Below are 24311 nucleotides of genomic sequence, written 5' to 3' on the forward strand. Positions count from 1 at the left end.
TCCCGAAGCATCCAGAGACAGATCGCCGCTATCGGCCGACATGGCCAGATCCTGGCAGGCGATCTCCATCGACGACGACGCCTCAACGCGGATCGTCTCCGCCTCGATCAGCAGATTCCCCCCCGCCGCGATGGTGATATCCCCAGCGCTCTCCAGGTTGATCAGCTCCTGGTCAGGGAGAATCTCAAATCGGGACGNGCCGTCAGGGGAGAGAAGCTGCAGCTTCTCAGCCCCGGCTGTGTCGTCCAGGATGATCCGGTTCCCGCTCCGGCTTCGGAAAAAGCGGAGATTGTTTTCCCCATCACCGTTGAAATCGGCAGCGCTGTTTTCGCCGCTCTCCGGGGCGGGCCGGGAATCGTTCCACACCCCCCCCAGGACAACTCCCTGGGACAGGGTGTCGTCAAAGAAGGCGATCACCACCTGGTCTCCCACCTCCGGCAGGATCAGCGTCCCGCACTCGCCCGATGCGTAGGGTTGCACCGTGGGTATCCAGTCCGTTTCTACCTGTTCCCCTGCCAGGGACAGCCGGGCCTTTATCCGGGCTCGGGCCATGGGATCCTGGTTGTTGGTGACAACCGCATAAAACAGGAACTGATTCATGTGATTCATAAGCGCTTCCTAACATGCGTTTTTTTCGGCACTCCCGAAACTATCCCGAATTACTATCGCATCTGTCAACGAAAAACCACATTAATGCAAAAAAATTTATTAAATCTATAAAATTTATGAGAGAAAATCATAACAAGATATCACGCGTGGTGGACTTTTCAAGACAAAGAGCGAAATAAATTTTTTTTATTGATTTTATTGAAAAAAGTTGTTGTCCCGTGGATCTTGGGGTAGGCTTTCTGGCGATGAGTGGAAACGGAAGCTTTCTCGGGACAGGGTTTTCCTTCCCGATCGGCGTTGATAATACTGGAAACATAGCGCAGTCCCGGTATGAAAACAGTATTGCCGATTCAATTCACATAATTCTTTCTACCTCCAGGGGCGAGCGGGTGATGCGGCCCGACTTTGGCTGTGATCTGAATGATCTGGTTTTCGCGCCAAATAATGCCCGGACCCTGGCGCTGGCAAAGCACTATGTGGAAGAAGCTCTCACGCGGTGGGAACACCGGATTGTTCTGCAGGATGTCTCGGTGCAATCCGATCCCGACCGGGAGAACCAGATCAACGTAAAGATTCGCTACCTTGTCCGGTCAGTGAATACCTATTTCAACATGGTCTATCCCTTTTATCTTGAGCGAGGCGAACTTGATACCCAATCTCAACTTGGATGACAGAACCTACAAGGATATCCTGAACGAGGCCCTGCGCCTGATTCCTCATTACTGTCCCGAGTGGACCAACCATAATCCCAGTGATCCTGGCATGACCCTGGTAGAACTCTTCGCCTGGATGACGGAGATGACGATCTATCGGCTCAACAAGGTTCCCGAGAAAACCTATCTGGCTCTGATAGATCTTTTGGGGCTTTCGCTGATACCGCCTCACCCGTCGCGGGCTCTGATCACCTTCTTTCCTGTGGAGTCCTGTCCCGAGGCTTTTCGGGTCGAAGAAGGGTTTCAGATCTCTGCCGGAAAGGGCGCGGGCGAGGGGAGTATCATCTTCGAGACGGTGAAGGATGTCACCGTTTCTCCGGCCCGTCTGGCATCCTGTTACGCCGTCACCCGGGATAAGGTAAGTTGCCGGGATCTGGGAGAGGGGGGCTTCCCCCTCTTCGGGGGGTCCGGGGAGATCGAACGGTATCTGCTCGTTGAGGCTCCCCAGGCTGAGTTCCTTCAGGGAAACAACGCCTTGAGTATCACCTTCCACTCCCTGAACCCTGTGCGCAGCGCCGGTGATGAGGTNGTTAACTTCCTGAACTGGGAATACTGGGATGGATCCCGCTGGATCCCCGTCGATGCGGTGGGAGCCACCGGAGACGAGAGGAGGCAGGAAAACAGGGTGTTTCTCGAGGGCCCCCTCGATATTCAGCGTTCCTGCCAGGACGGGAAAGAGGCGTACTGGCTCCGGGCGGTTCTGGCCAGAATGCCCGATGATCCGGCTTGCCTGGAGGTTACCGGTCTTTCCCTGAATCTGCATTTTCTCGGGGAAGGGGTGAACCCCGATTCCTGTCTCAGCAATACGGGCAACATGGTCTTTGAGTCGCTGGATTTGAATGCGGACTTCACCCCCTTTGCCGGGGTTCCGAAGCACAACGATATCTTCTATGTCGCCTGTGACGAAATCTTCGAGAAACCCGGATCCCGTGTCGTGGCCGGTTTTTTCCTGAGCGATACCGTAGAGCCCCCGGCGGCAAACCCCTCGCTGGTTCTGAAATACGAGTACTGGAACGGTATGGACTGGGTGAAAATTGCTGACACCACAACCCGGGAGGACCAGCATCACCAGGGGCAATTCCGCTTTACCGACAAGACACGGGCCCTCACCAGGTCGGGGAGCATCGCCTTTGACCGACCCCAGGATATGTCGCCCGTAGCGGTGGCGGGGAGCGAACGCCTGTGGCTGCGGATTCGTCTGGTCGCAGGTGATTTTGGCAAGGGAGGGCGGCATGTGCAGGCTGAGGATGGCTCCTGGACGTGGCTCTTTGACGATCCCGTGCGATCTCCCGTGTTCACACGAATCCGTTTTTCCTATGAGGCGCCTCCCCAGATGGTAGATGCCGTCCTGGTGGTAGACAACTACTCCCGCAGGACCGTCCCTTTCTCCTCCGGGGAGGGGGCAACCGGGGAGATGCTCTTCTCGGTGCGTTCCGAGACACAACCGATAACCTATTTTGGTTTTGATTCCCCGCTTCCGCAGGGACGTTACAGTCTCTATTTCAGGCTCGAAGAGAAAAGCAAAATAGGCCCCGCTGGTCGCAACGCGCCGGAGCTCTCGGGCCGCCCCGTCTCTCGGAAACGTGGGATCGGTCTGGTCTGGCAGTATTGGAACGGTTCGGTCTGGCAAAAACTATCGGTGAACGACTACACCGACAGTTTTCACCAGTCAGAGTTCCTGGAGTTCACGGTTCCCCAGGACATATCCCGTAAAAGTGAGTTCGGCCATGACGTCTACTGGATTCGCCTGGTCTTTCAGTCGGGCAGCTTCGAGGCCATGCCCGTCGTGGAGCAGGTCCTCACCAACTCGGTCTATGCCCTGAACCAGCGGACCTATCCTTCGGAGATTATCGGCTCCTCCAGTGGCTCTCCCGATCAGGTTTTCGAGATCCTGCGAAGCCCTGTTCTTTCGGGATTCGAGGTCTATGTAAACGAGTCGAGCCTTCCTCCGGCGAGTGAGATCGACCTCATCCGCTCCGAGGAGGGCGATGATGCGATACGGGAATCGGATGGAAACGCTTCCGGGCAGGTCTGGATTCGGTATCACGCGGTGGACAATTTCTATGCCTCTACTCCCAAGTCCCGCCATTACATCGTGGACTACCGCAACAACCGAATACACTTTGGCGATGGCCTGCGAGGAATGATTCCTCCCCGGGGAAAGCATAACATTCGGGCCGAAGGTCTTTGTGTCGGCGGAGGTGTTCGGGGGAATGTGGGCAGTCACACAATCCGCACGCTTCGCGAGAGTGTACCCTTTCTTGCAGGTTGCGATAACAGGTTTCCCGCCGAAGGAGGGAGCGATCTCGAATCGCTGGAAAGTCTCAAAAAACGAGCATCAGGGCTTTTCAAAAGTCTGAACAGAGCGGTCACGGCAGAAGATTACGAGTGGCTGGCCCGCGAGGCCTCGGCATCGGTGGCACGAGCCAAGTGCCTTCCCCGGTGCGGCCCCAGGGGTGAGGTCCTTTTAGTGATCGTTCCCGAGGCAGATCCGGGGGACGAGGAGTACCTGAAAGCTCCTGTTCCCTCTTCGGAGTTGCGGCGCCGCGTGAAGGAATTTCTTGAACCCAGGAAACTGGTGGGGACAGGGTTGCGGGTGGACCCGCCGGTTTACCGGGCCTTTGGGGTGACCCTGAAAGTTGCCTACCGACGGGATGTGGTGGAGTTTCAGACGGTCCGCAGGGCGATCGAAGAGGCTCTGCGGAAGGCTTTTCATCCACTATGTGGCGGACCGGACAGAACAGGCTGGCCCTTTGGCGTGGCCATCCAGAAGGATGATATCGCCAGGGTTCTCGAATCTGTTGACGGAGTTCATCATCTCGAGGAACTGGCTTTGTCCGATCTCGATTCAGGAGTGGCCGTGGAGAGATTGCTTCCTGCCGATGGGGAACTGCCGTTTCTGCAGGAGATTCGTATTGAGGACAGGAAGGTTCAGTTTTGAGCAGCCACGAGAACCCGGGTGGGCGGCAATCGGATGTCATAGGCTACGCCCTTCGTGCCTTCTCGGAAAAACTGGTTTCGGGGGGGCGGGAATGGGCGGTGGAGTTTGCCTCTTCTCTGGATCCCGGGGAGATAACGCGGCTGGGGGAGGAAAAGTCCCCCTGTCTTGCGGTTATCCCTCTCGGGATACGGGAAAAACCGGATCAGGGAGCGCGGGAGCAAATAGTGCGTCGCGAGACCGATGCCGAGGGAAGGGAATTCGAATATTACACGCGACCAGCCACGATCATGGAGCTTTCTCTGGTGGTGTATCCACTGGTGAAGGATCTCTTCGCCCGGCTTGGTCTGGTGGGGGAGGTGGTGCAGACGATTCACGATGATCCTTTTACTCCCGTTGGCGAGTATGACTGGGCGGGTAATCAAAATGAGCCCTTGATGTGGGAAGTAGTCCCGCCGGCGCCTGCCTGGGAAACCCGGTTCCCCTCATCCTGGGGAGGGTCTTCGATAGCGATAGGGGTACGAACACAGATTGGAATCGATTCTTCCGTGAAGGAACGGTTCCGGCGGGTAGAGGCTCGCCAGATGCGAGCGATCAAGAAGAAGGAATCCTGATGTAGATCAAGGTCTACAGAACGAACTGTTTTACGAAGGAGGAGGCAACCGTGCCACAGTATCAAACACCAGGTGTGTATGTAGAGGAAGTGTCGAGTGGATCAAAGCCCATTGAGATGGGATCCACCAGTATTGCCGGGTTTCTCGGAGTCGCAGAAAAAGGACCTGTCGATGAGGTGACCCTCGTCACCAACTGGACCCAGTACAGCAAAATCTTTGGAGGGATGCACTCCCAGGGCTGGCTTGGCCACGCGGTGTATCTGTTTTTCCAGAACGGCGGATCCAAATGCTATATCAACAATCTGGCGGAGCCGAAAAAGGTTGCCCCACCCAAAGAGGGCGCCGCCAAGGGAAAGGATGGAGCCGAGGGTTCCGAGCAGAAGGAAGAGGCAAAGCCCGCCGTTCCTGAAAAGATGGGAAACCCCGATAACCTGACTAAACTCATCATGGGAAAAGACGAGGGGCCCGGACAAAGGACCGGTCTTCCTGCTTTCGACGAGATATCGGACATCGCCATCGTCGCAGCTCCGGGGGTCACCGATCCGGCCGCCATGGATGCGATCCTCTCTCACTGCGAGAAAAACCGCTTTCGCGTTGCAGTACTGGATGCCCCCGAGGTTCTCGAAAAAGGTATCGACACCATTCCCATGCCTCGGGATTCCACCCACGGTTCCTATTATTTCCCCTGGGTCCAGATTTTTGATCCCAACCTCGAAACCGAGATATTTGTTCCGCCCTCCGGTGGAATTGCCGGAGTTTTCGGACGTGTCGATGGAACCAGGGGGGTCCACAAGGCACCGGCAAACGAGATCTTTCGGGGAGCTACGGGTTTGCGCTATCAGCTCACCGATGGTGAACAGGAACTCCTGAACCCCAAGGGCGTGAACTGTATTCGCGAGTTCAGCGGTCGGGGCATTCGGGTATGGGGAGCACGGACCTTCAGTTCTGATCCTGAATGGCGGTATCTCAACGTGCGGAGGCTTTTCTGCATGGTGGAGAAGGCGATTCAGGATGGCACCAACTGGGTTGTTTTCGAACCCAATACGCGGGGGCTGTGGAAGCAAATTACCCGGAACCTCACAGCCTTTTGTCTTCGCCTGTGGAAAGACGGAGCACTTTTTGGAGATTCGCCGGAGGAGGCTTTCTTTGTCCGCTGTGACGACGAGCTGAACCCTCCCGAGTCAATCGATGCAGGGTACGTGGTGTGCGAGGTAGGTATTGCACCGGCGAAACCCGCCGAGTTCGTGGTCTTCCGCGTCTCGCAGAAGACCCTGGATGAGTAAAGCCATCATGCCGTTGGCATGGGCAAAAAGATGATCCGATAGGAGGTACGCATGGGAGTCTATGCGCCGCAGATGAAGACAAACTTCAAGGTGGAGATCGATGGGGTTGACTACGGCAACTTCACGTCTGTTACCGGCCTCGGTGCCACCGCAGAGGTTTCTGATGATGTGGGGGGAATGGACAAGAACCCCCGGAAGATACCGGGAAAGGTCCGCTACGAGACGATAACTCTCACCAGAAACTGCGATCCCACAGACACGGTGTTGCGGGACTGGTGGAAGACCGTCGAACGGGGGTTGCCCGAGCGAAAAGCTGTCTCGATCGTTTTGTCCGGTCGGGACGGGATTACCGAGATTGCCCGCCGAAACCTTTTCGAGTGTGTACCCTCGGGCTGGACGATGTCCGATCTCTCCAGTAGCGAGAGCGGGGCTATCTCGGAGAGTATTTCTCTGGTTTATGAGGATGCCGACTGGGGCTAGCCCGGGCATGAATTGCATCTTCGGGGGGAGCCCCGGGGCAGTACCCCGGAATGGGTCCCCCCGGACCTTGTGGACTGAAGGCAGGTTGTATATGACAGCGTTTCGAACGCACGTGGCGATAGCTCTTTTTCTCTCCTTTGCTTCTCTGGTGTATCCCCTGGGCAGAGGTGAGGAGATCCTGGAGGAAACGATCCCGGCCGTGGCCCAGGAGTCGAAGGAGGATGCTCCCCCCGACCCGATTGATTATATGGCACTCTATGAAGAGCTCCCGGGGGATCTTCCGTCGATCGCCTTTTTCCCCCCTCGCATAGGGTCCGGAGTCGATCGGGATCTCGCGGAAACTCTTCATCAGGAACTGATCAAGCATTTCATTCTTCACGGTGAATACCGACCGGTATCGATCCAGGGTTGGCTGGATGAGCGTTTTGGTCGGGATAAGGCGGGGTCGATCTGGTCATTCCTGGGAACAGTCCGAAGCACGCGCCTGCCCGTCAACTACATTGGAACAACCCGGTTCTTTCGTTCCGGAAAACGCCTGGGGCTCCGTGTCAGCATCTATCCCGTCGAGCGGGGACGTGCTCCCCGGCATTTTCTGCGCATTGTGGATATCCCCGGTCAGGATCAGGACGAGGAGGAGCTTCCCCTGGTGTGTTACTGCTGTGGTGATCCGCTGGAGTTCCATTTTGTTTCGGATGGAAGGACATCGGAGGGAGAAGAAGAGCCGGAAGAAAAGATGTCCCGCCGCACAGGGAACAGAGAGGCCGCTAGTGTGATGGAGGAAGAGGTCGTAGAAGAGATTGTGGCCCGGGAGAAAACGCTGGGCGAGCGCTCTTCCCTGGCCATGGCTGATATGTTCGCGGAGCTTGTCCTGCGTATCGATGAAGAACGGGAGCCCCGTAACCTCTTTCATTCAACCATTTATGTGAATCCCCTGGAGCTTTCCTTCTTTCATCTTACCACACTCGAGTGCGGAGAGTTCGAGTTCAGCCCTGTCCCGTTCCTCTCCCTTGACGGAGCCGACTACCGGCGGCAGGACGATCACATTCGCGATCTTCTTGGATACGGTCTCCATCTGGGGGGGCTTGTACGCGCAGAGATCGGAGATATGGACGGTGTTGTGAGGGAAAATCTTTCCCAGCGGGGGGTCGGAGACTATTCCGTGGATGGCAAGTTGAAACTCTCGGAGCGCCTCACGATCCTCGAGACAACTCTGATGAATAACCGAACAGGTCGTGAGGTCATGCACTACGTATTCCCCCTGGAATCCCTGGATCTGGTGTATCTCCAGGAGCGTCTTCGCGACGTGTCGCGGTTGCTCATTCTGGCAACAGTTCCCTTTGAGGCGAGGCTTCAGGTGGGGGCCTTGCGTCCGCAGAGCAGGGACCATTTTCCGGAAGAGGCCCATATCTACTTCCAGGGATATCACCTGGGAAGGGGAGATCTGTCGGGACAGTTGCTTCCGGCAGGGTTGAATATCTTTCGCATCGTAGAACCCGATCTCCGGGAGGAGAAGGGGACCGGAGAGTACCTGATGGGGGTTCTGATGCGCCCCTACGAACATACCAGCGAGACAATCTCCCGGGAAGATCTGCCCTACGCGCAGTTTCTTCTCAGGCACTAGACAAGGAGAAAAAAGGAACATCATGGCGATGAGGAAACATATATACAGCGGGCTCATGCTCTTTGTTCTCATCTCGGCGGCCTGCAGGAGCGTCCCTCTCGAGGAGCAGCCGGAACCTGAAAAGCCGGTAGAGCAGGAGGAACAGGTTTTCCCTCCTTTGGTTCTGGAGGAGGTCGTCCCTCCGCCGGTTGTGGTCCAACAGACGGCCACTGTTGTTGCGGAAGAAGAGATAGAAGAAATATGGATTGATTTTGGGATTATTGAGATAGAATCGTCGGCTGGTGTTCAGGAGAGAATAATCTCTCCCGCCAGCGACCTCCACCAGTCGGTCCAGGTGGGGATGACCGGATACGTCTACAGTGACGCGAAAAAGGATCAAAAAGCCGGGGAGGTCTCTGTGATCGTGATTGAGCGCAATGTGGCGGTCTTCGAGATCGTTTCGCAATTTTTCTCGATAAACAGAAACTCTATCGTTTCTATTCAGGTTCAGTGAGATTCCGCAGAAAGAGGAGGTATCAGGGTGTCCCATTTCACTCAAGTGAAGACAAAGATACGGAACGTGGAGATGCTCAAGCAGGCACTGAAGAGTCTGGGTATTGCCTACACCGAGGCAACTCAGGGGACAACTTTGTCAATAAAAGGGTGGGAACAGGAGACCGCCCAGGCGAGTCTGTCGATTGAGACGGGGTGTTCCTATCCGATCGGTGTGACCGTGAACGCCGAAGGGGAAGTTGATTTTGTTGCAGACTGGTGGGCCATTGAGACCTGGACCGAGCGAAAACAGTCAGACATCCTCGCGGAGTTTACGCGCCAATACGCCTATGAGACGGTAATGGATAAGGTCCGTAGTTCCGGGTATGACCTCGTCTCCGAGGAGTGCGATTCCGAGGAGCGTCTGCGGGTTGTTGTGAGGAAGTGGTCATGATCGGGAGTGCACCAGAGGGGATTGTGGGGCTTGGCCTCTTTGCTGCACAACGGAGGCTGGCCCAGGCGGGTATACGGGATTGGACGGTTTCATATGTGGAAAGCGAAAAACCCTTCTCCACAGTTCTGGAAGTGAAGGAACGGAAGGGAGGCCTCTCCCTGGTGGTGGCCTCGCGCAATCCGATCCGCTTCCTTCCCTCGATATATCAGGACAACGAGTTTCTCCGGAACTACCTGTGGATTTTTCAGCACATCTACAACGAGATCAGTCTGACACTGGATAACCTGCATTCCTTTTTTATCCCCTCCGATACCCCCGAGGCTTTTCTCCGCTGGCTCGCGGGGTGGTTCGATATTTCTATCGCCCAAGTCTTGCCGGAAGACAAGCTTCGCCGTCTGCTTCACCAGGCGGTGACGCTTTATCGGCATCGGGGGACCTCCGTGGGGATACGAAAACTCATGAAGCTTCTGACGGGGGTAGAACCCGAGGTGATGGAGAACTATCTGCCCCACGATGCCTACGTCCTGGGTGCGTCGGCAACTACCCGAGATGCTCTCATCCTGGACTCGAAGAGGCAGTACCGGGCGTATTTTACCGTTTTTTTCCCGGTGGAGCGGACGGAAATTGAACCCGGGGTTGTGAGACTCCTCCCCCAGATTCTGGAGATGGAAAAACCGGCAAATACTCTGGCAATTATTGCATTCCGCAATCCCGAGGAAGCACGGATCGTTGGTGTATTGATCGATGAAGATACCCGTGTAGCATCGGATGAGTCCGTTGCTGATGCGGTGGGAGAAAACGAATGATAGAGAAAATTGATCCTTTCCGCCGGGCAAACTTCTTCAATGGCCTCCTGGCTACACCGCAGTTCTGGAATGCGATACAGGAGTACGGTCATCGAAAGGAGATGTTCTACAACCAGTTGTTTCACGGCACGGGGATTATTCCCGGGGTACTGGATGAGTACCGGGTGCGGTCTGTGCAGGGGGGAGGAGGCATCTTTATGCTTGTTGTTAACCCCGGCGCGGTGCTGGATCAAAAAGGGAGAAGTGTCATGCTTCACGAGACGCAGGCTCTCACCCTGGACTCGAGAAAGTTTACCCTTCCCTGCACGGTCTATATCACGGTCAGGTATCACGAGGTCCTCGAAGATTATTACCAGAATGAAGAGAACAGTGAATACCAGGGGTATCGAAAAAAAATGGAATCCGCCAAGGTGGAGATCCTCCCGGGGATTCCCCCCGGTGGGGATCATATTGAGATCGCCCGGATCTTCCTGGAAGAGGACAGTCAGGGAGAGATCAGGAAGATCTCCGAGGGTGAGGATTTCACCGCTCCCGGTTCCAATACACTGGATTGTCGGTACGTGCCGTGGGTATGTCCTGCAAAGCAGGGAATTCACCCGCAGCTGCGGAGCCATCTTGTGAACCTCTTCGAGCAGACTCGGAACGTGGCGATGGTAATTCATGACACCGTGGAGTTGCCCGGTTTACGGGAGATCCAGACGGTAGCACTCACCGGGAAAATGCTCATCCAGTGTGGAGATGTCAGTTTCGACGATGTGATCCACACGATCTATCCGCTCTTCGATCTGAACAACCAGATCGCCCAGGAGTTGCTCGAATACGAGCGGCAAAAAAACGAGCGCTATTTTTCGGCCAAGAGCGAGTTCGAGGTCTATCGCCAAGCCATTTTTTCCATGGGCGACTACGTGAAAACCTACGACGGACGATACGAGACGCTGGACGGTGCGCTCAAACAACAGCAGATCATTATCGATACGATGAAGGCCCTCTTTGTAACACGGAAAGTGAGCCTCCACGATATAGCGCTCATAAGCCACGACTTTCCACGGATTCTTGTTCTGGATAACGAGCGATACACCCTGGTGGATGTACTCGATCTGCGGGATGACGAGAACAGGGAGCGGCACAAGCTCTCTTTCCCTGCAACAAAGGATGTCTCCACGACAAGCCTGGCTCTTACCTATCCAGACGGCCAGATGGTTCGCGACAACGTTATTCGTTACGTGGCGGGCTCAGCGAAAATGACACTCCGGAATATTGTCAAGAACAGAAAACTCCTGTTGGTCCGAAGAACCGATGTTGTTTCGGGAAATTACACCATCCAGACCGTCCTGAACGGATCTTTCGAACGCAGGATCGTAGTTGATGCACCGGATACGGAAAACCGATGGAGAAACCTTTCGGTCTCCTTCGATGAAGACATGGTGAAGGACTTCACACCGACAATAGAGTTCCGCCTGGGCGAGAAGGGGCGGGATAATTTCGGGCGGATGTGGGTTTATCAAAAGCTCTAGGCACAGAGGTTGGGGGGTCAGGTGTTCGGGATAGGAAAGAAATACTGCCGCGAGGGTCATGTGATGGATCCCAGCTGGAAGGTTTGCCCCGTTTGCATAGCGCCGGTGGTGGGGTGGCTGGTGTGGCACAGAAACGGGATACCCCGTCAGGTTTTCACGCTTCACGAGGGCCGTTCTGTGATCGGCTGCGGCGTCGATTGCGAAGTTCGGCTTCGTGGAGGTGAGGGAATAGCCCGGCAGCATGCCCAGGTGATTTTTTCTGGATCGGTGGCCCGGATAACGAAGCTCGCCGAGACGGCCTGCCTCACGGTGAATTTTGAGGAAACGGCGAGTTCTCCGCTCATCGACGGCGACTTGCTGAAAATCGGAGAAGAGGATTTCAAGTTCAAGTGCCTCTGAGGAATAGACCAATGATGACTATCATGACCATGACGACGAAACGTCTGTGCCTGTGGATGCTTCTGGGGGTGGTTCTGACGGGAGGAGTCTTCTCCCAGGTTCAGGACCCGCAGGAGCTGCGAATCGATCAGATAATAAACAGGGACTATCCCAACCTGAAGGTCTACGTGTCGGTGGAGGATGAATCGGGAGATCCCCTGCCAACGCTCGTACGGGGAAACTTCCAGGCTCGGGTCGATGCTCAAGATCCGCTGGAGCGTTTGCGGGTCGAGTCTTTTCGCCTGTCCGAGGAGCCCATCGCGTATTCCGTGTTGCTTTCGGTGTCCGGGCGGCTCGAGCGGGCCTTGTACTACCGCGAAGAAGCGATTCTTTCCATCATGGATGTGATGAACGACGAGGATCGTCTCTCGGTATACACCGTGGGAACCGAGGCGCTGCCGGTCTTCGAGTACAAGACCCGGGAAGAGATCAACACGGAGGCGATACGCGAGATTACCGTTACCGATGACAGCCCGAATCTCTACGATGCGATTACCGGCGTGTACATGCGAAAGCGAAACGAGGCGCTCCGGCATATCGACAGGAAAGTCATCATTGTTATCTCCGACGGAAGAGATGCGAACAGCCGATTTGATCGGGATACTCTGCTGCGGCGGGCTGCCGAGGTCAACGTCCCGATCTATTCGCTGGGAGTGTCGGTGATTGGAGCAAACCTGGAGCGCCTTAGCGGTCTCTCCGACGCAACGGGCGGGTCCTATCAGTTTGTCTTGCAGAACCAGTATGACCAGATACCGTCGCGTGTACGGCGCATGATGCAACAGATTCACCACGGCTACGTTCTGGGTTTTCGCGTGCGCGGCGTTCCCGCCGATGACGAGTACCACCAGCTCATGATCGGGGTTATCGACCGGGAAATAGAGTTGCGGGCTTTCAAGAATTTTGTTGCCCGGAGGGTTCCGTTTCCCTTCTGGTTGCGAATTCTCATCGTCTGCATCGCTGTGGCAACGGTTCTTCTTCTGATGGTGTTTCTCTTCTTCTATCGTCGGGCGGAGCGCAGAAAGATGGGGATTACCAAGCGAAAGTGCCCCGATTGCAAACGACGAATGAAGGACGATTGGGAGTTCTGCCCCTTCTGCCGGTATATACCGCCAAAGAAGAAGCGCAAGGACTCCACCGGGGAGTAATGACTATGGGTGTTCGGTCTGTTGATATCCCGGGGATCTACTTTGATTCACCGGTCCGCCGCTCCAATGCGGTGCGTATTGATACTCGAACTGTGGCGGGTTTTGTGGGGGTCACTGAGAAAGGCCCCGTCAATGCTCCCCAGGTTATTCGTGATTTTCGTGAGTATCAGACGATTTTTGGCGGATTCTCCTCGCCGGGCGCCCTGGCTCATGCGGTGTACGGGTATTTTAGTGCGGGGGGCGCGGAATGTGTGGTTGTCAGGGTTGCCTCCCGGGAGGAGTCGGGCGGTGTTGCCCCGGCGTGTCTGATGGTCCCCGATCAGCGCGGGAAAACATCATTCGTGATGGAAGCGTTCTCGCCCGGTGTCTGGGGGAACTATATCACGGTGCGGTTATGGTACGGAGTTGATCGTGCTGCCCGTGTATCCCAGATAACGCCCGAGGGGGGAGTGTGCCATGCCGATCAGGAGATCGGACTTTCGCCGGGAATGTGGGTTCGTCTGCGGTGCGGTGGGGAATCATGTCTCAGAGAGGTCAAGAAGGTGGTCGAGGGCCGGTGTACGGTACGGTATCCCGTACCCGAATCGTTTCGCCCGCCCGGGGGGGGCGTGGGGATCGAGGTTCTGCGCCTTAATCTGTCCATCTCCAACGGGAAAAAGACAGAGGACTACCTTGACGTTTCCCTGAGTCCCGAAGATCCCCGATATCTGGAGCGTCTTGTCAATGATAATTCGGGGCTGGTTCGGGTCTCGAATGTCCGCAAGCACTCCTTTCCGTGCGAGGTCCCCACAACCACCCTCTCGGGAGGTCGTGATGGCGTGGCGGGGCTCCAGCCCGGTGATTTTATCGGCTGGTATCGGGGCCTTGAGAACCACGGAGGTATCGGTTCCTTCCAGGCCTTTCCCCAGGTGAAGGTCCTCTGTGCTCCCGATGCGACACTGCTTGTCCGCTCCGGAGGGGGGGAAGGCGATGCAGGGAAAACGAAGGGCCTTGATCATCTCTTCGCCGTACAGAAAGCACTGGTCGATCAGGCCGAGAGCTTTCCTGATCGATTTGCTCTCCTCGATGCACCACCCCTCGAACCGGGAATGGAACTGGCGCGATACGTGAAGAAGTTCGATTCTGCCTTTGCTGCCATGTATTATCCGCGAGTCCGCATGCTCGACCCCGAGGATCAGGGGTCTGTAGCCTTGCTCGGTGTACCCGTCTCTGGTCATGTGGCAGGAATCTACGCACGGACCGATCGCGAAAAGGGTGTCTTTCACGCTCCGGCAAATCAGTTTCTTCCGGGGGTGATCGCCCTGGATTCTCCTCTGGAAAAGGGTGAAATCCATTTTCTCTATTCTCTTGGGTTAAACACACTCTCTCCGGTCCCGGGGAGGGGAATCAAGATCTGGGGGGCTCGGACCCTCTCATCGGACACGGAATGGCGATATATCAACGTTCGCAGAACATTCTCGCGCATTCTTACCGCTCTGAAAGAGGGAACCCACTGGGCGGTCTTCGAACCCAACACATCGTCTCTGCGAAAACGCCTGACCCGTCACGTTGTGGCCTTTCTGATCGATCTCTGGCGGAAGGGCTACCTCGCCGGAGCGGTAGCAGAGGAAGCGTTCTTTGTCCGATGCGATGAGGAGCTCAATCCTCCCGAGAACAGGGACGCCGGGATTGTGACGGTTCAAGTCGGGGTATGTATTGCGCGACCAGCCGAGTTCATTGTTGTGACGCTCTGTGCGGAACGGGAACATGTCAAGGTAACCCTTGATGAAAACTAGCGAAGGAGGAGTGGAGATATGTCGGGATCGACAGAACGGAATGATTCCTATCTTGCGTCGTATTTCACCATTGAGATTGAGGGAATCCAGCGGGCCAAGTTCTTTCGTTGTGAAGGGCTGGAGGCAGAAACCTACGTGTACGAGGTTGAGGAGGGTGGCCTGAACGGTTCAGTCCACAAGTTTCTGGGCAGGACCCGGTTTCCCAATTTGGTTCTGGAAAACGGATTGACCGATAACACTGATCTCTATGACTGGTACGTCAAAACGGTGATGTCCGATGAGCCCATAGAGCGGCGTGATGGTTCGGTTGTCCTCTACGGTACGAACGGTGATGAGGTGAAACGATGGAATTTCTTCCGGGCGCTTCCCTGTCGCTACGTAGGGCCCCGATTGGGGACAGAGACCCATGGATGCGCCGTAGAGCGCATAGAGATTACCCACGAAGGGTTAATGCTGGGATAGCGGAAAAAGGAGAACAGAATGGCTCTGGAAAAAGCGGTAATACATAACCTTGATACAAACGAAGATGTGGAAGTCCTGTTCAATCCGAAAGAGTACATTATCGAAAAGCGAACCCCCTGGAAAGAGCAGGAAATACAGGGGCTGGATTCTCCGGCTGTCGAATTTACGCTGGGTGAACGGAAGCGATTATCCATGGAACTGTTCTTTGATACCTCGGAAGAAAAATCTGATGTGCGAGCTTTCACGGACAAGATCGAAGAGCTCATGCTGGTGAATGCCGATCAGCACAGACCGCCCTTGTTGCTCTTCACCTGGGGGAATCTGCAGTTTCGATGCGTTCTGGAAGATCTTGTACAGCGGTTCACCATGTTCTTGAACGATGGAACCCCGGTCAGGGCGATCCTGAAGGTTCTGTTCAAGGAATACTCCAGTGCTGCCAGTCAGATCAAGGAGAAACCCCGTCATTCGTCGGATCACACGAAGAGGATTGTTCTCCAGGAGGGAGAGAGCCTCTCTTCGCTCTCCGCCAGGGAATACGAGGATCCTGCTCAGTGGCGAGTCATCGCCGATGCAAACGGCATCGACGATCCCATGAATGTGGAGGTCGGGACACTGCTTCGGCTTCCTCCTCTGTATTAATCATTGATTGCCCAAGGAGTTCACGGTGAGTTCAGATTACGAGAAGCTTGTTCCTTATTTTATTGTGTATATAAACGGAACACGTCTGGCGATTGAACAGGAGGCATCGGTAAAGCAGGTCCTTGTTACCGACCGGATCGATGCTCCATCGGTATGTCATATTGTGATGTCCGATGCGGATCGGCTGTGGGCCGATAGTTCCGAGTTCTCCGAAGGACAGCAGGTATCGGTGCACCTGGGAACCAAGGATGATATTGAAGAAGTTTTCAACGGTGAGATAACGGGCCTCCGGGCGCAGTACACCCGGAACACCGATGATACTACAGTAATCGTCTGTCATGATGTGTTGCACCGCCTAAAACGGTTCAGAAAAACGGCAACCTTTGCTGATATGGCCGATGCCGATATCGTTCAGGAGATTCTGGATCGTCACGGTCTCGAGGGTGATTGTGATGGTCTGGGAACGCACTACGCCTACACGACCCAGCAGAACAGCAGCGATTTTGATCTGGTCATGGAGATCGCTGCCCGTCATGGCTGTCTTGTTCGGGCACAGGGAACCTGCATCCGGATAAAGCCCATCGTCGACGAGAGTACCGATGTCATTGTGGAGTGGGAGAAGACCCTGCTCGATTTCTCTGCGCAGATGGATACCACTCGGCAATGGACGGATGTGGCGGTCCATTCCTGGAACGCCGATTCCGGTGAGGGAGTTCTCGGAGAGGCGAGAGCCGAGGATATCTCCCATCGTGTGGGGGATGGTTCGCTGGGCGGTGAACTGGTCCGGGAGTCGTTCGGTGCCTGTCAGACTGTTGTGGTCGATCCCCGGGTGCAGGACACGGTGGAGGCCGAGCGCCTGGCCATGGATATTCTCACGAGAAACTCCTTCGAACTGATATCTGGCAGCGGTTCCTGCGAAGGGAACTACCGAATCAGGGCGGGATCGACACTGGAAGTAAAGGAACTGGGAGGGCGGTTCTCCGGCCCTTATCTGCTGCGCGAGGTGAAGCATCGGCTCGTTTCGGGCACGGGGTTCACAACAAGTTTCTCGGGATCGCGGAACACGGTCTAGGAGGGGTCCGATGATTTGGGAAAAACACAAGGGGTTCAGTCTGGAAGTGTTGCGGCCTCCCCTGGAGGAACCACTCGCCGGCAGGCTGCGCTCGGGGGAGTGGAAAGATATTCTGCCCGGTTGTGACGGGCCGTTGTGGAACCCTCTGCGTCCCGAGCAAATTCTGACGGGATTGGAGCGCCGGATCAATGCAGAAGAAGCGTTCCTCCTGCGCTGTCTTTCGGGGGGCGTGTCTCCCGGCCAGGATGGTCACAACAGGGAGGACGTTATTCTGGGGCTCGATCGGATATCCCCCTGGAACGGCCGGGCCCACCTCTTCTGGTGGGCTTCCCGAGACCAGCAGAACCGGAAAATCCTGGCCGAGCCACTGAAACGTCTCGTTCAGCATGCCTTTCTTCTCCTCCGTCTGCGCCGCCTCTCGGTGTTGGCCGAGCCGGGGCCTATGGAGACTACGCTCCGGTCCTTTGGATTTGAAAAGGAGGGAACCCTTCGTGAGTGGGGATGGGTCCCGGGAGGGGATGAATATTTTGATGTGGGAGTTTTTGGATGTCTAAGACGGGAGTGTCTTGTCCTCAACGTATGATCATTCACTCTTTCCTGCCCCGTTCCACGGTGAATGGCCCGGGAGTACGCAGTGTTCTGTGGCTTCAGGGCTGCGAGCGCTCGTGCCCGGGGTGTTTTAACCCCGAAGCCTTGCCGGTAAGGGGGGGGAGGGAGGTGTCGGTGGCCGCTGTCCTGGAGTGGTTGCCGGCTGAGGGAATAGAGGGGGTAACCTTTTCCGGGGGCGAGCCGTTTCTTCAGGCGGCCCCACTGGCATTGCTCGGGAGGGAGATTCGGGCCAGAGGACTCTCGGTGCTCGTCTATACGGGGTATTTACTGGAAGAGATAAAAGAGAGCGAGAAGGATTGCTGGATTGATCTTTTATCAACCACCGATGTTTTGATAGACGGGCCGTACCTGAAGGATATCCCCCCCAATCACCGTTGGGCAGGATCGGGAAATCAGAGAGTTCATTTTCTGGGTGACGGTATTGATCGTGAAGGTTCAGGCATAGCAGAAGAACCCTCCTCTCAGGGGGGGGAAGTCGAATTTTCTATAGATAGTGAGGGGCTGGTTACGGTGACCGGCTTCCCGGAAGGGTGGACATGAAACAAGCAGATCTGTCGGTTAAAGAAAGAATAGCGGTGCTGATTCGGGCCCGATATCCCCTGGTGTATGTTGTTTCCAGCGAAGAGAAACGCGTTGAGGACACGATGAAAGAGATCGCCCGGGAACGGGGAAAACGGTGTTTTGTCTGGTCCATAACCAAGGGGCTGGAGTGTGATGACGGCACACGACTATCCGATCTCAGGGAACCTCTGAAAGTACTGGACTACATCATGGAGCTCGATGTGAAAGGGCTCTTTGTGGTGAAAGATTTTCATCCCTTTCTGAACGATCCTGTGGTGGTGCGGAAACTCCGGGATGTGAATGGAGAGTTGAAGACAACGGTGAAAAACGTCCTGCTCCTGTCGTCGATCCTCAAGATCCCCCCCGAGATGGAAAAGGAGATAAGCGTTGTCGATTACGATCTCCCCGGGAAGGATGAGATTGGTGGAATAATCGATGGTATCTGCCGGTCTGTTGGGGGTGATCCTACAGGGGGGAGCGAGAGAAACAGGGAGAAGATTGTCGATGCTGCCCTGGGGCTCACGGCAGAGGAGGCGGAAAACGTCTTTGCCAAATCCCTGGTTCAAACGGGGCATTTTGATGTCGGCATCATTCTGAGCGAGAAGGAACAAATCATCCGGAAATCGGGGGTCCTTGAGTATTACCAGGCGCAGGAGGAAATGGCCGAGATCGGTGGGCTCGAGTATCTCAAGGAGTGGCTGAAAAAGCGAAGTCTTGCCTTCACCGATGAGGCGAGGGAGTTCGGTCTTCCTCAGCCCAAGGGTGTGCTCCTGATCGGTATTCCGGGATGCGGGAAATCGCTCACTGCCAAGGCGATCAGCAGCTTGTGGCAGATTCCCCTGCTGAAACTGGATATGGGAAAGGTCTTCTCCAGTCTTGTGGGAAGCAGCGAAGAAAATGTCCGCAAGGCGATTCGGACGGCGGAATCGATCGCTCCATCCATCCTGTGGCTCGATGAGCTTGAGAAAGGGTTCGCTGGAATGGGCGGCGGAAGTTCCGGTGATTCGGGTACTTCTGCACGAGTCTTTGGAACCTTTCTCACGTGGCTTCAGGAAAAAAAGAGCGCTGTTTTTGTCGTGGCCACCTCCAACGACATCTCGGCGCTCCCTCCCGAATTGTTGAGAAAGGGGAGGTTTGATGAGATTTTCTACATCGATCTTCCGAATCGGGCAGAACGGGAAGAGATTTTCAGGATTCACCTGGAAAAGAGAAAGCGCGATCCCCAGAACTTCTCTCTCGATCTTCTGTCACGACAGACAACGGGGTATTCGGGGTCGGAGATCGAGGAGGTCGTGATCTCCTCCCTCTACGACGCCTTTGACAAGCATCAGGATATTTCGACCGAGGGGCTGCAGAGCGCGGCTTCCTCGATGATTCCGCTTTCTCAAACCATGGGGGATCGGATAAGCGAGATCCGCGAATGGGCAAAACTTCGCGCGCGGCGGGCAAGCCTTCAGTGCTTCGAAGAGGATGAGAGCAAGGATCGGTTGCTGGAACTCACCTGACCAGAACAGAGGAAGGAGATATTACGATGGCAGAGAGACACGAACTGGAAATCGTCATCGACAAGGATGGAGAGGTTTCCATAAAGGTTGAGGGGGTTAACGGCTCCCGGTGTGTTCAACTCACAAAAGACATCGAAGAAGAGCTGGGAATTGTTGTTGACCGGGAAAAAACCTCGGAGTATTACAAGGACGATCTGACTCAAAACAGTCAGATCGAAGGGGCTTCCCGGGAGGGGCTGTGATGGAGCGGGATTTTATTCTGCCCCTGGGCTACGTCGACGAGCACCAGAAAGTTCATCGAACGGGACGCATCCGTCAGGCCACCACGGGTGATGAGCTGGCAATTCAGACTCACGAAAAGATTCGCCACATCGCTGCATTTCGGGATGTTCTGCTCCTCTCACGGGTTATTACCAGACTGGGTGATTATGACTCTGTCACGGAAGAACTGATTGGAGATCTCTTTGAGGCGGATTTTCTCTATTTGCAGCTCCTCTATAAGGATATGAACGGCGAGGCAGAACGGATGGCAACCGTGGCGTGTCCTCAGTGCGGTCACGAGAACCAGTTGTATCTGGAGAACCTGTATACAGGTCTGACCCTTCCCGGGGATGAACCCCGGGATACCGTTCAAATCCATCCGGACCAGGGTGGGCGGTAGGTATGTCTGTTTTCCCGGCCAGAAGCCTGCCTGTCCTGCTTCAGGAATGGGAACGAGCCCGGGGGGCGGCCGCAGGGTGGCAGATTATATCAAACGATATAAGCGGTTCATCCTTTGTCAGGGGCGACTGGAAAGACACCTCTTTTCGGGAGAGTGTGTTGAATGAGGCAGACTTTTCATCGGGGGGATTTCGCGACTGCGAGTTTTTCCGGTGCTCCATGCAACGACTTCTTCTGGATGGCGCACGGATGATCGAGACCGCTCTGGATGCCTGTGTTTTGACGCGGGCTGTTTTCCAGGGGGTTCGCGCTGACCAGGGAATTATCCGGCGTTGTATCCTGAACAGCACCGATGCCCGGGATGCCCGTTTTAACTCGTGCCTGCTGGAGGATCTGGAATCCTGGAAGACCCGTTTTGACGGAGCGATATTCTATCGGTGCCGGTTTTGTGTATCACCCGAAGAGGGTGTGGCGGGGTTCCATCAGGCATCATTTCGAAAGGTTCTTTTTATTCAGTGTTCTTTTGAGGGAGAGGTCTTTCGGGAAGGGACGCTGGAGGGGGCCTTTTTCATCCAGTGTTCATTCAATCGCCAGAGTTGGGAATATGCAGAGTGGCAGGATGCCCTGTTCTGGGAATGTCAGGGAAGCCCCCCGGTGAGCTGCGAATTTCCCCGATACGGGAGGGAGATATCCATGAATGGAAAGAAAGCGGAGCTTCTGACAGCTCTGGCTGACCTTGATGCTGAAAGCTTGCGAGATGCTCTGGCGATGATTCTCACCGAAGAATCTCAGGAGCCTGCTGAAGAGAGGGGCCTTCGGGAAGAGACTCCCGATTCTCTTGGCCGCGATATTGCCGAAGCTTCCGATTTTCCAAGTCTCTTCAGACTTCTCAAGACCCGACTGAATATGAAGGAGCTGGATCACTTTACTGTCGATAGCGGATCGGTTTGGGTGACAATAGGATCGCGGAAACACGAAATCACATCAGGGGAGGCGAAATCTCCGGTACGGCGAGCCCCGGAAGCCGGCAGTGTCGCCCCCCCCCGGCCTGCTACTGGAGATGCTCCGGGGCGGTTCGGGAATCTTGAATTATAGCGCTTCGGAAAGGAGATAGGATGTACGTGCACTACGACGAGGAAAAGGGGCTTTTTTCTCTGGAGCTCCCCGAGCATTTCAAAAATCACCAGGCCCAGGCGGTGGCGGCTTTGCAGGAAGAGTTCGCCTTCGAGACGATAGGTGGTGAGGTTGTTGGGGAAATGAACGATTTCCTGAACCGGTGGTTTGCTTCCCGAGGTCTTGTTCCAAAGGGGGAAGGGTGAGATGAAAACAGAGTTTCGCTTTTCCTTGCCCAAGGGAACGGGTTTCACTCCCTCCATGGGGAGCAGAATTATCGGGACCATGCGTCTTATCAGGGTAAAAGACCTTCTCGCTGTCTATCAGGATGCCCGGGTTCGAGAGAATCCCGGATATTTCTACGTGATCCTGTTAAGCCGGATAGTAGAAAAACTGGGAGATGAGAAGATGGTTACAACAAAAACCATCGAAAAGCTTGCTCCCGATGATTTTTCTTTCCTTGTGGATTTCATGAATGAAATCAACCATAGCTTGATTCGCCGTGTTGCCATCCAGTGTGGTGGCTGCGGTGTCTCATTCCAGGGGGAGTTTGCTGTACTGGGGGAAGCATAGGCCGCCTTCCGGAGGAATTGCAACGGGAGGTGGCCTATATTGCGTATCATTTGCACTGGTCTCGGCATGAAATTCTGGAAATGCCTCATCGCGAGCGATCCATGTGGGTTGCCCGGGTGAACGAGATCAACGCGGAAATTCTGGATCGTACACGACGACTGCGGAGAGAATTCCTGGAACAGTCCAGTCCTGATTATACCCAAAGCGGAGGATGAACATGCTGAAAGAAATCCTGAATTATCTTGAGCCGGGTTACTACAGCCGAATGAGCGAGGAGATTGAGACGGCGGTCCGGGACTACGCTGGGGTGAGGAGTTCCGGGGACGAGGACCAGGTAGAACGAGCCCGCGAGCGGGGACGCTCGGTCGTTGAGTCGGTTCTCCGTGCAGGCAATCGCAGTGAGGAATCTCCCCCCTTTGTCAATCTGGATGCAGAATTTTTTACCACCGACGGAGCCCTGGAGGAAGATCAGCTGAGACGATTTTGTCGTGAGGCGGTGAGCCGGGTGTGCTATCAGCAGCAGCTGTGGATGCTTTCGGGAACCCGGGGGAGCTACACGGCGGTGAGCGAGCGTGTGATGGAAGGAGGTGGGGAGGGTCTTTCTGGAGAGCTTCCAGCGGGGAGAGCCGGGAGGAGGGGTCGATGGGACGGTCCCGAGGTGCGGCAGTACCTGCATTTTGACGGGCGCATACGGCCAGAGCGGGATCGGAGATATCAACGGGTGAGTTTTGGGGTTCTGCGGGATCAGTCCGGTTTTTCCTGGGATCGGGGGTACGACGTAAATTATCAGGTGAAGCGGAGTGGGGAGCGACGGTTTGACGAGCAGGGGATCTGGTGCGAGCTGGATGACGATGGGGAAGCCGGGGAGATGAGGGAGATAGCGGGGTCGCGGGATCGTCTGCCGCAGGAGCTGGTGTATCTTGTTGAGCTGGAAGAGGGGTTGTTTCTGTATGACGAAGAGGGTCTGCTCTGTGGTGGCGGCGCGCGACGATATTACCGGGAAGACGGGAGTGTCTACGGCGAGAGCGAGCGGGATATCGGAGAGACGGTGAGGATTCTGGGAGAGGAGGTTCGCAGGCGGGGCGGCGAGCAGCTGGCCGGGGTGGTGATTCCCGAAAGGGGTGATCGGGTCGGCGTATACCGCGAGGTTCTTGGTGATCTTGCGGGTGCAGAGACGGAGATTTTGCGGCGAAGCGAGGGTGCTGCGCGGGCGCGACGCTGGCGTGAGGTGCAGGAGCAGCGGAGTCGGGCGGAAGCCCTGGAGAGCGTAGGAGCGGTGAGTCTGGCCCTCACCGGACGCGGGTACGAGGGAGCGGCGCTGATTGCAGCGGTGGAAGAGGTGAGCCGGTCTGGGAGTGTAGCGGTTGAGGGAGCGTTTGATGAGGCTGGTCTTGAGGAGTACGGAGCGAAGGCTGAGGTGCTGCGTATTCTCGAGGGAGAGGGGCTCGATCTGGTGAGAGAACAGGCGAGTCAGCTTGAGGGGGACGATCTGCGGCGTTACAGCCGGGCGGTGCAGGGCGTGGTGCGCCGAATGAGCGCGGGTGCTGTGGCCAGCGGCGGTGTGGAGGCGGTGATCGGTGCGGTATCGGGTGCGATTCGGGGAGAATCGGGGGAGGCTGGCGAGGCGGTGTACCTGGACCGGCGGGTGACCCTGGGAGATCTGGTTTTGGAGGAAGGGGGCGCGCGCGGGCGGCGAGAGAAGGGCGAGAGTATTCGCGCGTGGGTGGATCGCTGGGGAGGCGATCTGCCTGCGGGGGCGATTGAACAGGTGGTTTCGAAGATCGGTGAGATTCATGTCGGGGCAGACCAGGAAGATGCCCTGATGGGAGGTTTGGCTGCTGCGTTTTCGAGATACCGGGAGATCGCCCGGGGGAGCGGATTGACCCCTGTGGAGCTTGTGAGTGCCGTGAAGGGGATAGTGACGGGGAGCGAGACGGGTCGGGAGTACGCGAAGCGACCGGTGGATCTGCGGCAGGATGTGCGGGAGGTGGTAGCCGAGGCGGTGGAAGAGCCGGGGTTCTCGGTCCGTCTGAGCTACCAGGAGCTGGAGGCTCAGGGCAGAAGGGACCAGGCTGCGCAGCCCGCCGGTGAAACAGCCCGTGGGGTGAGTGCGATCACCACGGCCACCCCCGAGGGCGCCGGAGGGGCGAGACGCGAGTTGCTCTGGGCGTTTCTCGGCTACGACGAGGAGGTGCAGGAGCGGCTTGGCCGGGAGAGTCTGGGGGCCGAGGTGAGCGGTCTTGCGGCGGTAGGACT

At 56.0% G+C, this 24311-nt stretch carries 27 protein-coding genes; 26 read left to right on the forward strand and 1 reads right to left on the reverse strand.

Annotation, left to right across the window (positions count from 1 at the left end):
• A partial coding sequence (locus B071_RS0111160) for a phage baseplate assembly protein V (protein ID WP_018527165.1) occupies positions 1–609 on the reverse strand: 609 nt, incomplete at its 3' end.
• Between the two features lie 245 nt (positions 610–854).
• Between B071_RS0111160 and B071_RS0111165 the strand changes: the two genes are divergently transcribed.
• The 26 genes from B071_RS0111165 to B071_RS19905 all read left to right on the forward strand — a co-directional run.
• On the forward strand, positions 855–1280 hold the full coding sequence (locus B071_RS0111165) for a GPW/gp25 family protein (RefSeq protein ID WP_026245182.1): 426 nt from the start codon (positions 855–857) through the stop codon (positions 1278–1280).
• A gap of 1819 nt (positions 1281–3099) precedes the next feature.
• Positions 3100–4263 (forward strand): putative baseplate assembly protein, encoded by a 1164-nt coding sequence (locus tag B071_RS20515; protein ID WP_438829695.1) that lies wholly within the window; start codon positions 3100–3102, stop codon positions 4261–4263.
• Positions 4260–4874: a hypothetical protein gene (locus B071_RS0111175; RefSeq protein WP_018527168.1), complete on the forward strand. Its 615-nt coding sequence runs from the start codon at positions 4260–4262 to the stop codon at positions 4872–4874. Before B071_RS20515 ends, B071_RS0111175 begins: the two co-directional genes overlap by 4 nt.
• Before the next feature lie 116 nt (positions 4875–4990).
• The gene (locus B071_RS0111180; RefSeq protein WP_018527169.1) at positions 4991–6157 is read left to right on the forward strand and encodes a phage tail sheath family protein; all 1167 of its coding nucleotides are present in this window, start codon (positions 4991–4993) and stop codon (positions 6155–6157) included.
• 51 nt (positions 6158–6208) lie between these two features.
• Positions 6209–6637: a phage tail protein gene (locus tag B071_RS0111185; RefSeq protein WP_018527170.1), complete on the forward strand. Its 429-nt coding sequence runs from the start codon at positions 6209–6211 to the stop codon at positions 6635–6637.
• 91 nt (positions 6638–6728) lie between these two features.
• A complete protein-coding gene (locus B071_RS0111190) occupies positions 6729–8258 on the forward strand; it encodes a hypothetical protein (protein WP_026245184.1) in 1530 nt (509 codons plus the stop codon).
• A gap of 22 nt (positions 8259–8280) precedes the next feature.
• The gene (locus B071_RS0111195; RefSeq protein WP_026245185.1) at positions 8281–8751 is read left to right on the forward strand and encodes a hypothetical protein; all 471 of its coding nucleotides are present in this window, start codon (positions 8281–8283) and stop codon (positions 8749–8751) included.
• 72 nt (positions 8752–8823) lie between these two features.
• Positions 8824–9183, forward strand: a complete 360-nt coding sequence (locus B071_RS0111200) for a DUF1257 domain-containing protein (RefSeq protein ID WP_245534082.1) — start codon at positions 8824–8826, stop codon at positions 9181–9183.
• 95 nt (positions 9184–9278) lie between these two features.
• Positions 9279–9989, forward strand: coding sequence for a phage tail protein (locus B071_RS0111205; RefSeq protein ID WP_157703193.1), 711 nt, complete (start codon positions 9279–9281; stop codon positions 9987–9989).
• Positions 9986–11503 carry a hypothetical protein gene (locus tag B071_RS0111210; protein ID WP_018527175.1) on the forward strand — a complete coding sequence of 506 codons (1518 nt, stop codon included), beginning with the start codon at positions 9986–9988 and terminating at the stop codon, positions 11501–11503. Before B071_RS0111205 ends, B071_RS0111210 begins: the two co-directional genes overlap by 4 nt.
• Positions 11504–11566: 63 nt before the next feature.
• Positions 11567–11902 (forward strand): FHA domain-containing protein, encoded by a 336-nt coding sequence (locus B071_RS19970; protein WP_369073159.1) that lies wholly within the window; start codon positions 11567–11569, stop codon positions 11900–11902.
• 23 nt (positions 11903–11925) lie between these two features.
• Entirely contained in the window at positions 11926–13086 is a 1161-nt protein-coding gene (locus B071_RS0111220; protein ID WP_157703196.1) for a VWA domain-containing protein, read from the forward strand.
• Positions 13086–14861 carry a phage tail sheath family protein gene (locus B071_RS18590; RefSeq protein WP_018527178.1) on the forward strand — a complete coding sequence of 592 codons (1776 nt, stop codon included), beginning with the start codon at positions 13086–13088 and terminating at the stop codon, positions 14859–14861. Before B071_RS0111220 ends, B071_RS18590 begins: the two co-directional genes overlap by 1 nt.
• A gap of 18 nt (positions 14862–14879) precedes the next feature.
• Complete coding sequence (locus B071_RS0111230; RefSeq protein ID WP_018527179.1) at positions 14880–15323, forward strand: phage tail protein; 444 nt, start codon at positions 14880–14882, stop codon at positions 15321–15323.
• Positions 15324–15341: 18 nt separating this feature from the next.
• Positions 15342–15962, forward strand: coding sequence for a CIS tube protein (locus B071_RS0111235; protein WP_018527180.1), 621 nt, complete (start codon positions 15342–15344; stop codon positions 15960–15962).
• A 25-nt stretch (positions 15963–15987) separates the two neighbouring features.
• Positions 15988–17034 carry a phage late control D family protein gene (locus B071_RS0111240; protein ID WP_018527181.1) on the forward strand — a complete coding sequence of 349 codons (1047 nt, stop codon included), beginning with the start codon at positions 15988–15990 and terminating at the stop codon, positions 17032–17034.
• A 10-nt stretch (positions 17035–17044) separates the two neighbouring features.
• Positions 17045–17617 (forward strand): GNAT family N-acetyltransferase, encoded by a 573-nt coding sequence (locus B071_RS19735; RefSeq protein WP_018527182.1) that lies wholly within the window; start codon positions 17045–17047, stop codon positions 17615–17617.
• Positions 17614–18183 carry a 4Fe-4S single cluster domain-containing protein gene (locus B071_RS17285; RefSeq protein WP_040588293.1) on the forward strand — a complete coding sequence of 190 codons (570 nt, stop codon included), beginning with the start codon at positions 17614–17616 and terminating at the stop codon, positions 18181–18183. Before B071_RS19735 ends, B071_RS17285 begins: the two co-directional genes overlap by 4 nt.
• On the forward strand, positions 18180–19709 hold the full coding sequence (locus B071_RS0111255) for a Ycf46 family AAA ATPase (RefSeq protein WP_018527184.1): 1530 nt from the start codon (positions 18180–18182) through the stop codon (positions 19707–19709). Before B071_RS17285 ends, B071_RS0111255 begins: the two co-directional genes overlap by 4 nt.
• A 26-nt stretch (positions 19710–19735) precedes the next feature.
• Positions 19736–19951: a DUF2997 domain-containing protein gene (locus B071_RS0111260; RefSeq protein ID WP_018527185.1), complete on the forward strand. Its 216-nt coding sequence runs from the start codon at positions 19736–19738 to the stop codon at positions 19949–19951.
• A complete protein-coding gene (locus tag B071_RS17290; protein ID WP_018527186.1) occupies positions 19951–20370 on the forward strand; it encodes a hypothetical protein in 420 nt (139 codons plus the stop codon). Before B071_RS0111260 ends, B071_RS17290 begins: the two co-directional genes overlap by 1 nt.
• A 2-nt stretch (positions 20371–20372) precedes the next feature.
• The gene (locus B071_RS0111270; RefSeq protein WP_018527187.1) at positions 20373–21464 is read left to right on the forward strand and encodes a pentapeptide repeat-containing protein; all 1092 of its coding nucleotides are present in this window, start codon (positions 20373–20375) and stop codon (positions 21462–21464) included.
• 20 nt (positions 21465–21484) lie between these two features.
• A complete protein-coding gene (locus B071_RS0111275) occupies positions 21485–21688 on the forward strand; it encodes a hypothetical protein (RefSeq protein ID WP_018527188.1) in 204 nt (67 codons plus the stop codon).
• Between the two features lies 1 nt (position 21689).
• Positions 21690–22055, forward strand: a complete 366-nt coding sequence (locus tag B071_RS0111280; RefSeq protein ID WP_018527189.1) for a hypothetical protein — start codon at positions 21690–21692, stop codon at positions 22053–22055.
• Positions 21998–22270 carry a DUF6760 family protein gene (locus tag B071_RS20335; RefSeq protein ID WP_083914896.1) on the forward strand — a complete coding sequence of 91 codons (273 nt, stop codon included), beginning with the start codon at positions 21998–22000 and terminating at the stop codon, positions 22268–22270. The genes B071_RS0111280 and B071_RS20335 overlap by 58 nt, the downstream gene beginning before the upstream one ends.
• Positions 22271–22272: 2 nt before the next feature.
• On the forward strand, positions 22273–24311 hold a 2039-nt coding region (locus B071_RS19905; RefSeq protein ID WP_040588294.1), incomplete at its 3' end, for a hypothetical protein.

This window comes from Alkalispirochaeta alkalica DSM 8900, assembly GCF_000373545.1.
Lineage (GTDB): Bacteria > Spirochaetota > Spirochaetia > DSM-27196 > Alkalispirochaetaceae > Alkalispirochaeta > Alkalispirochaeta alkalica.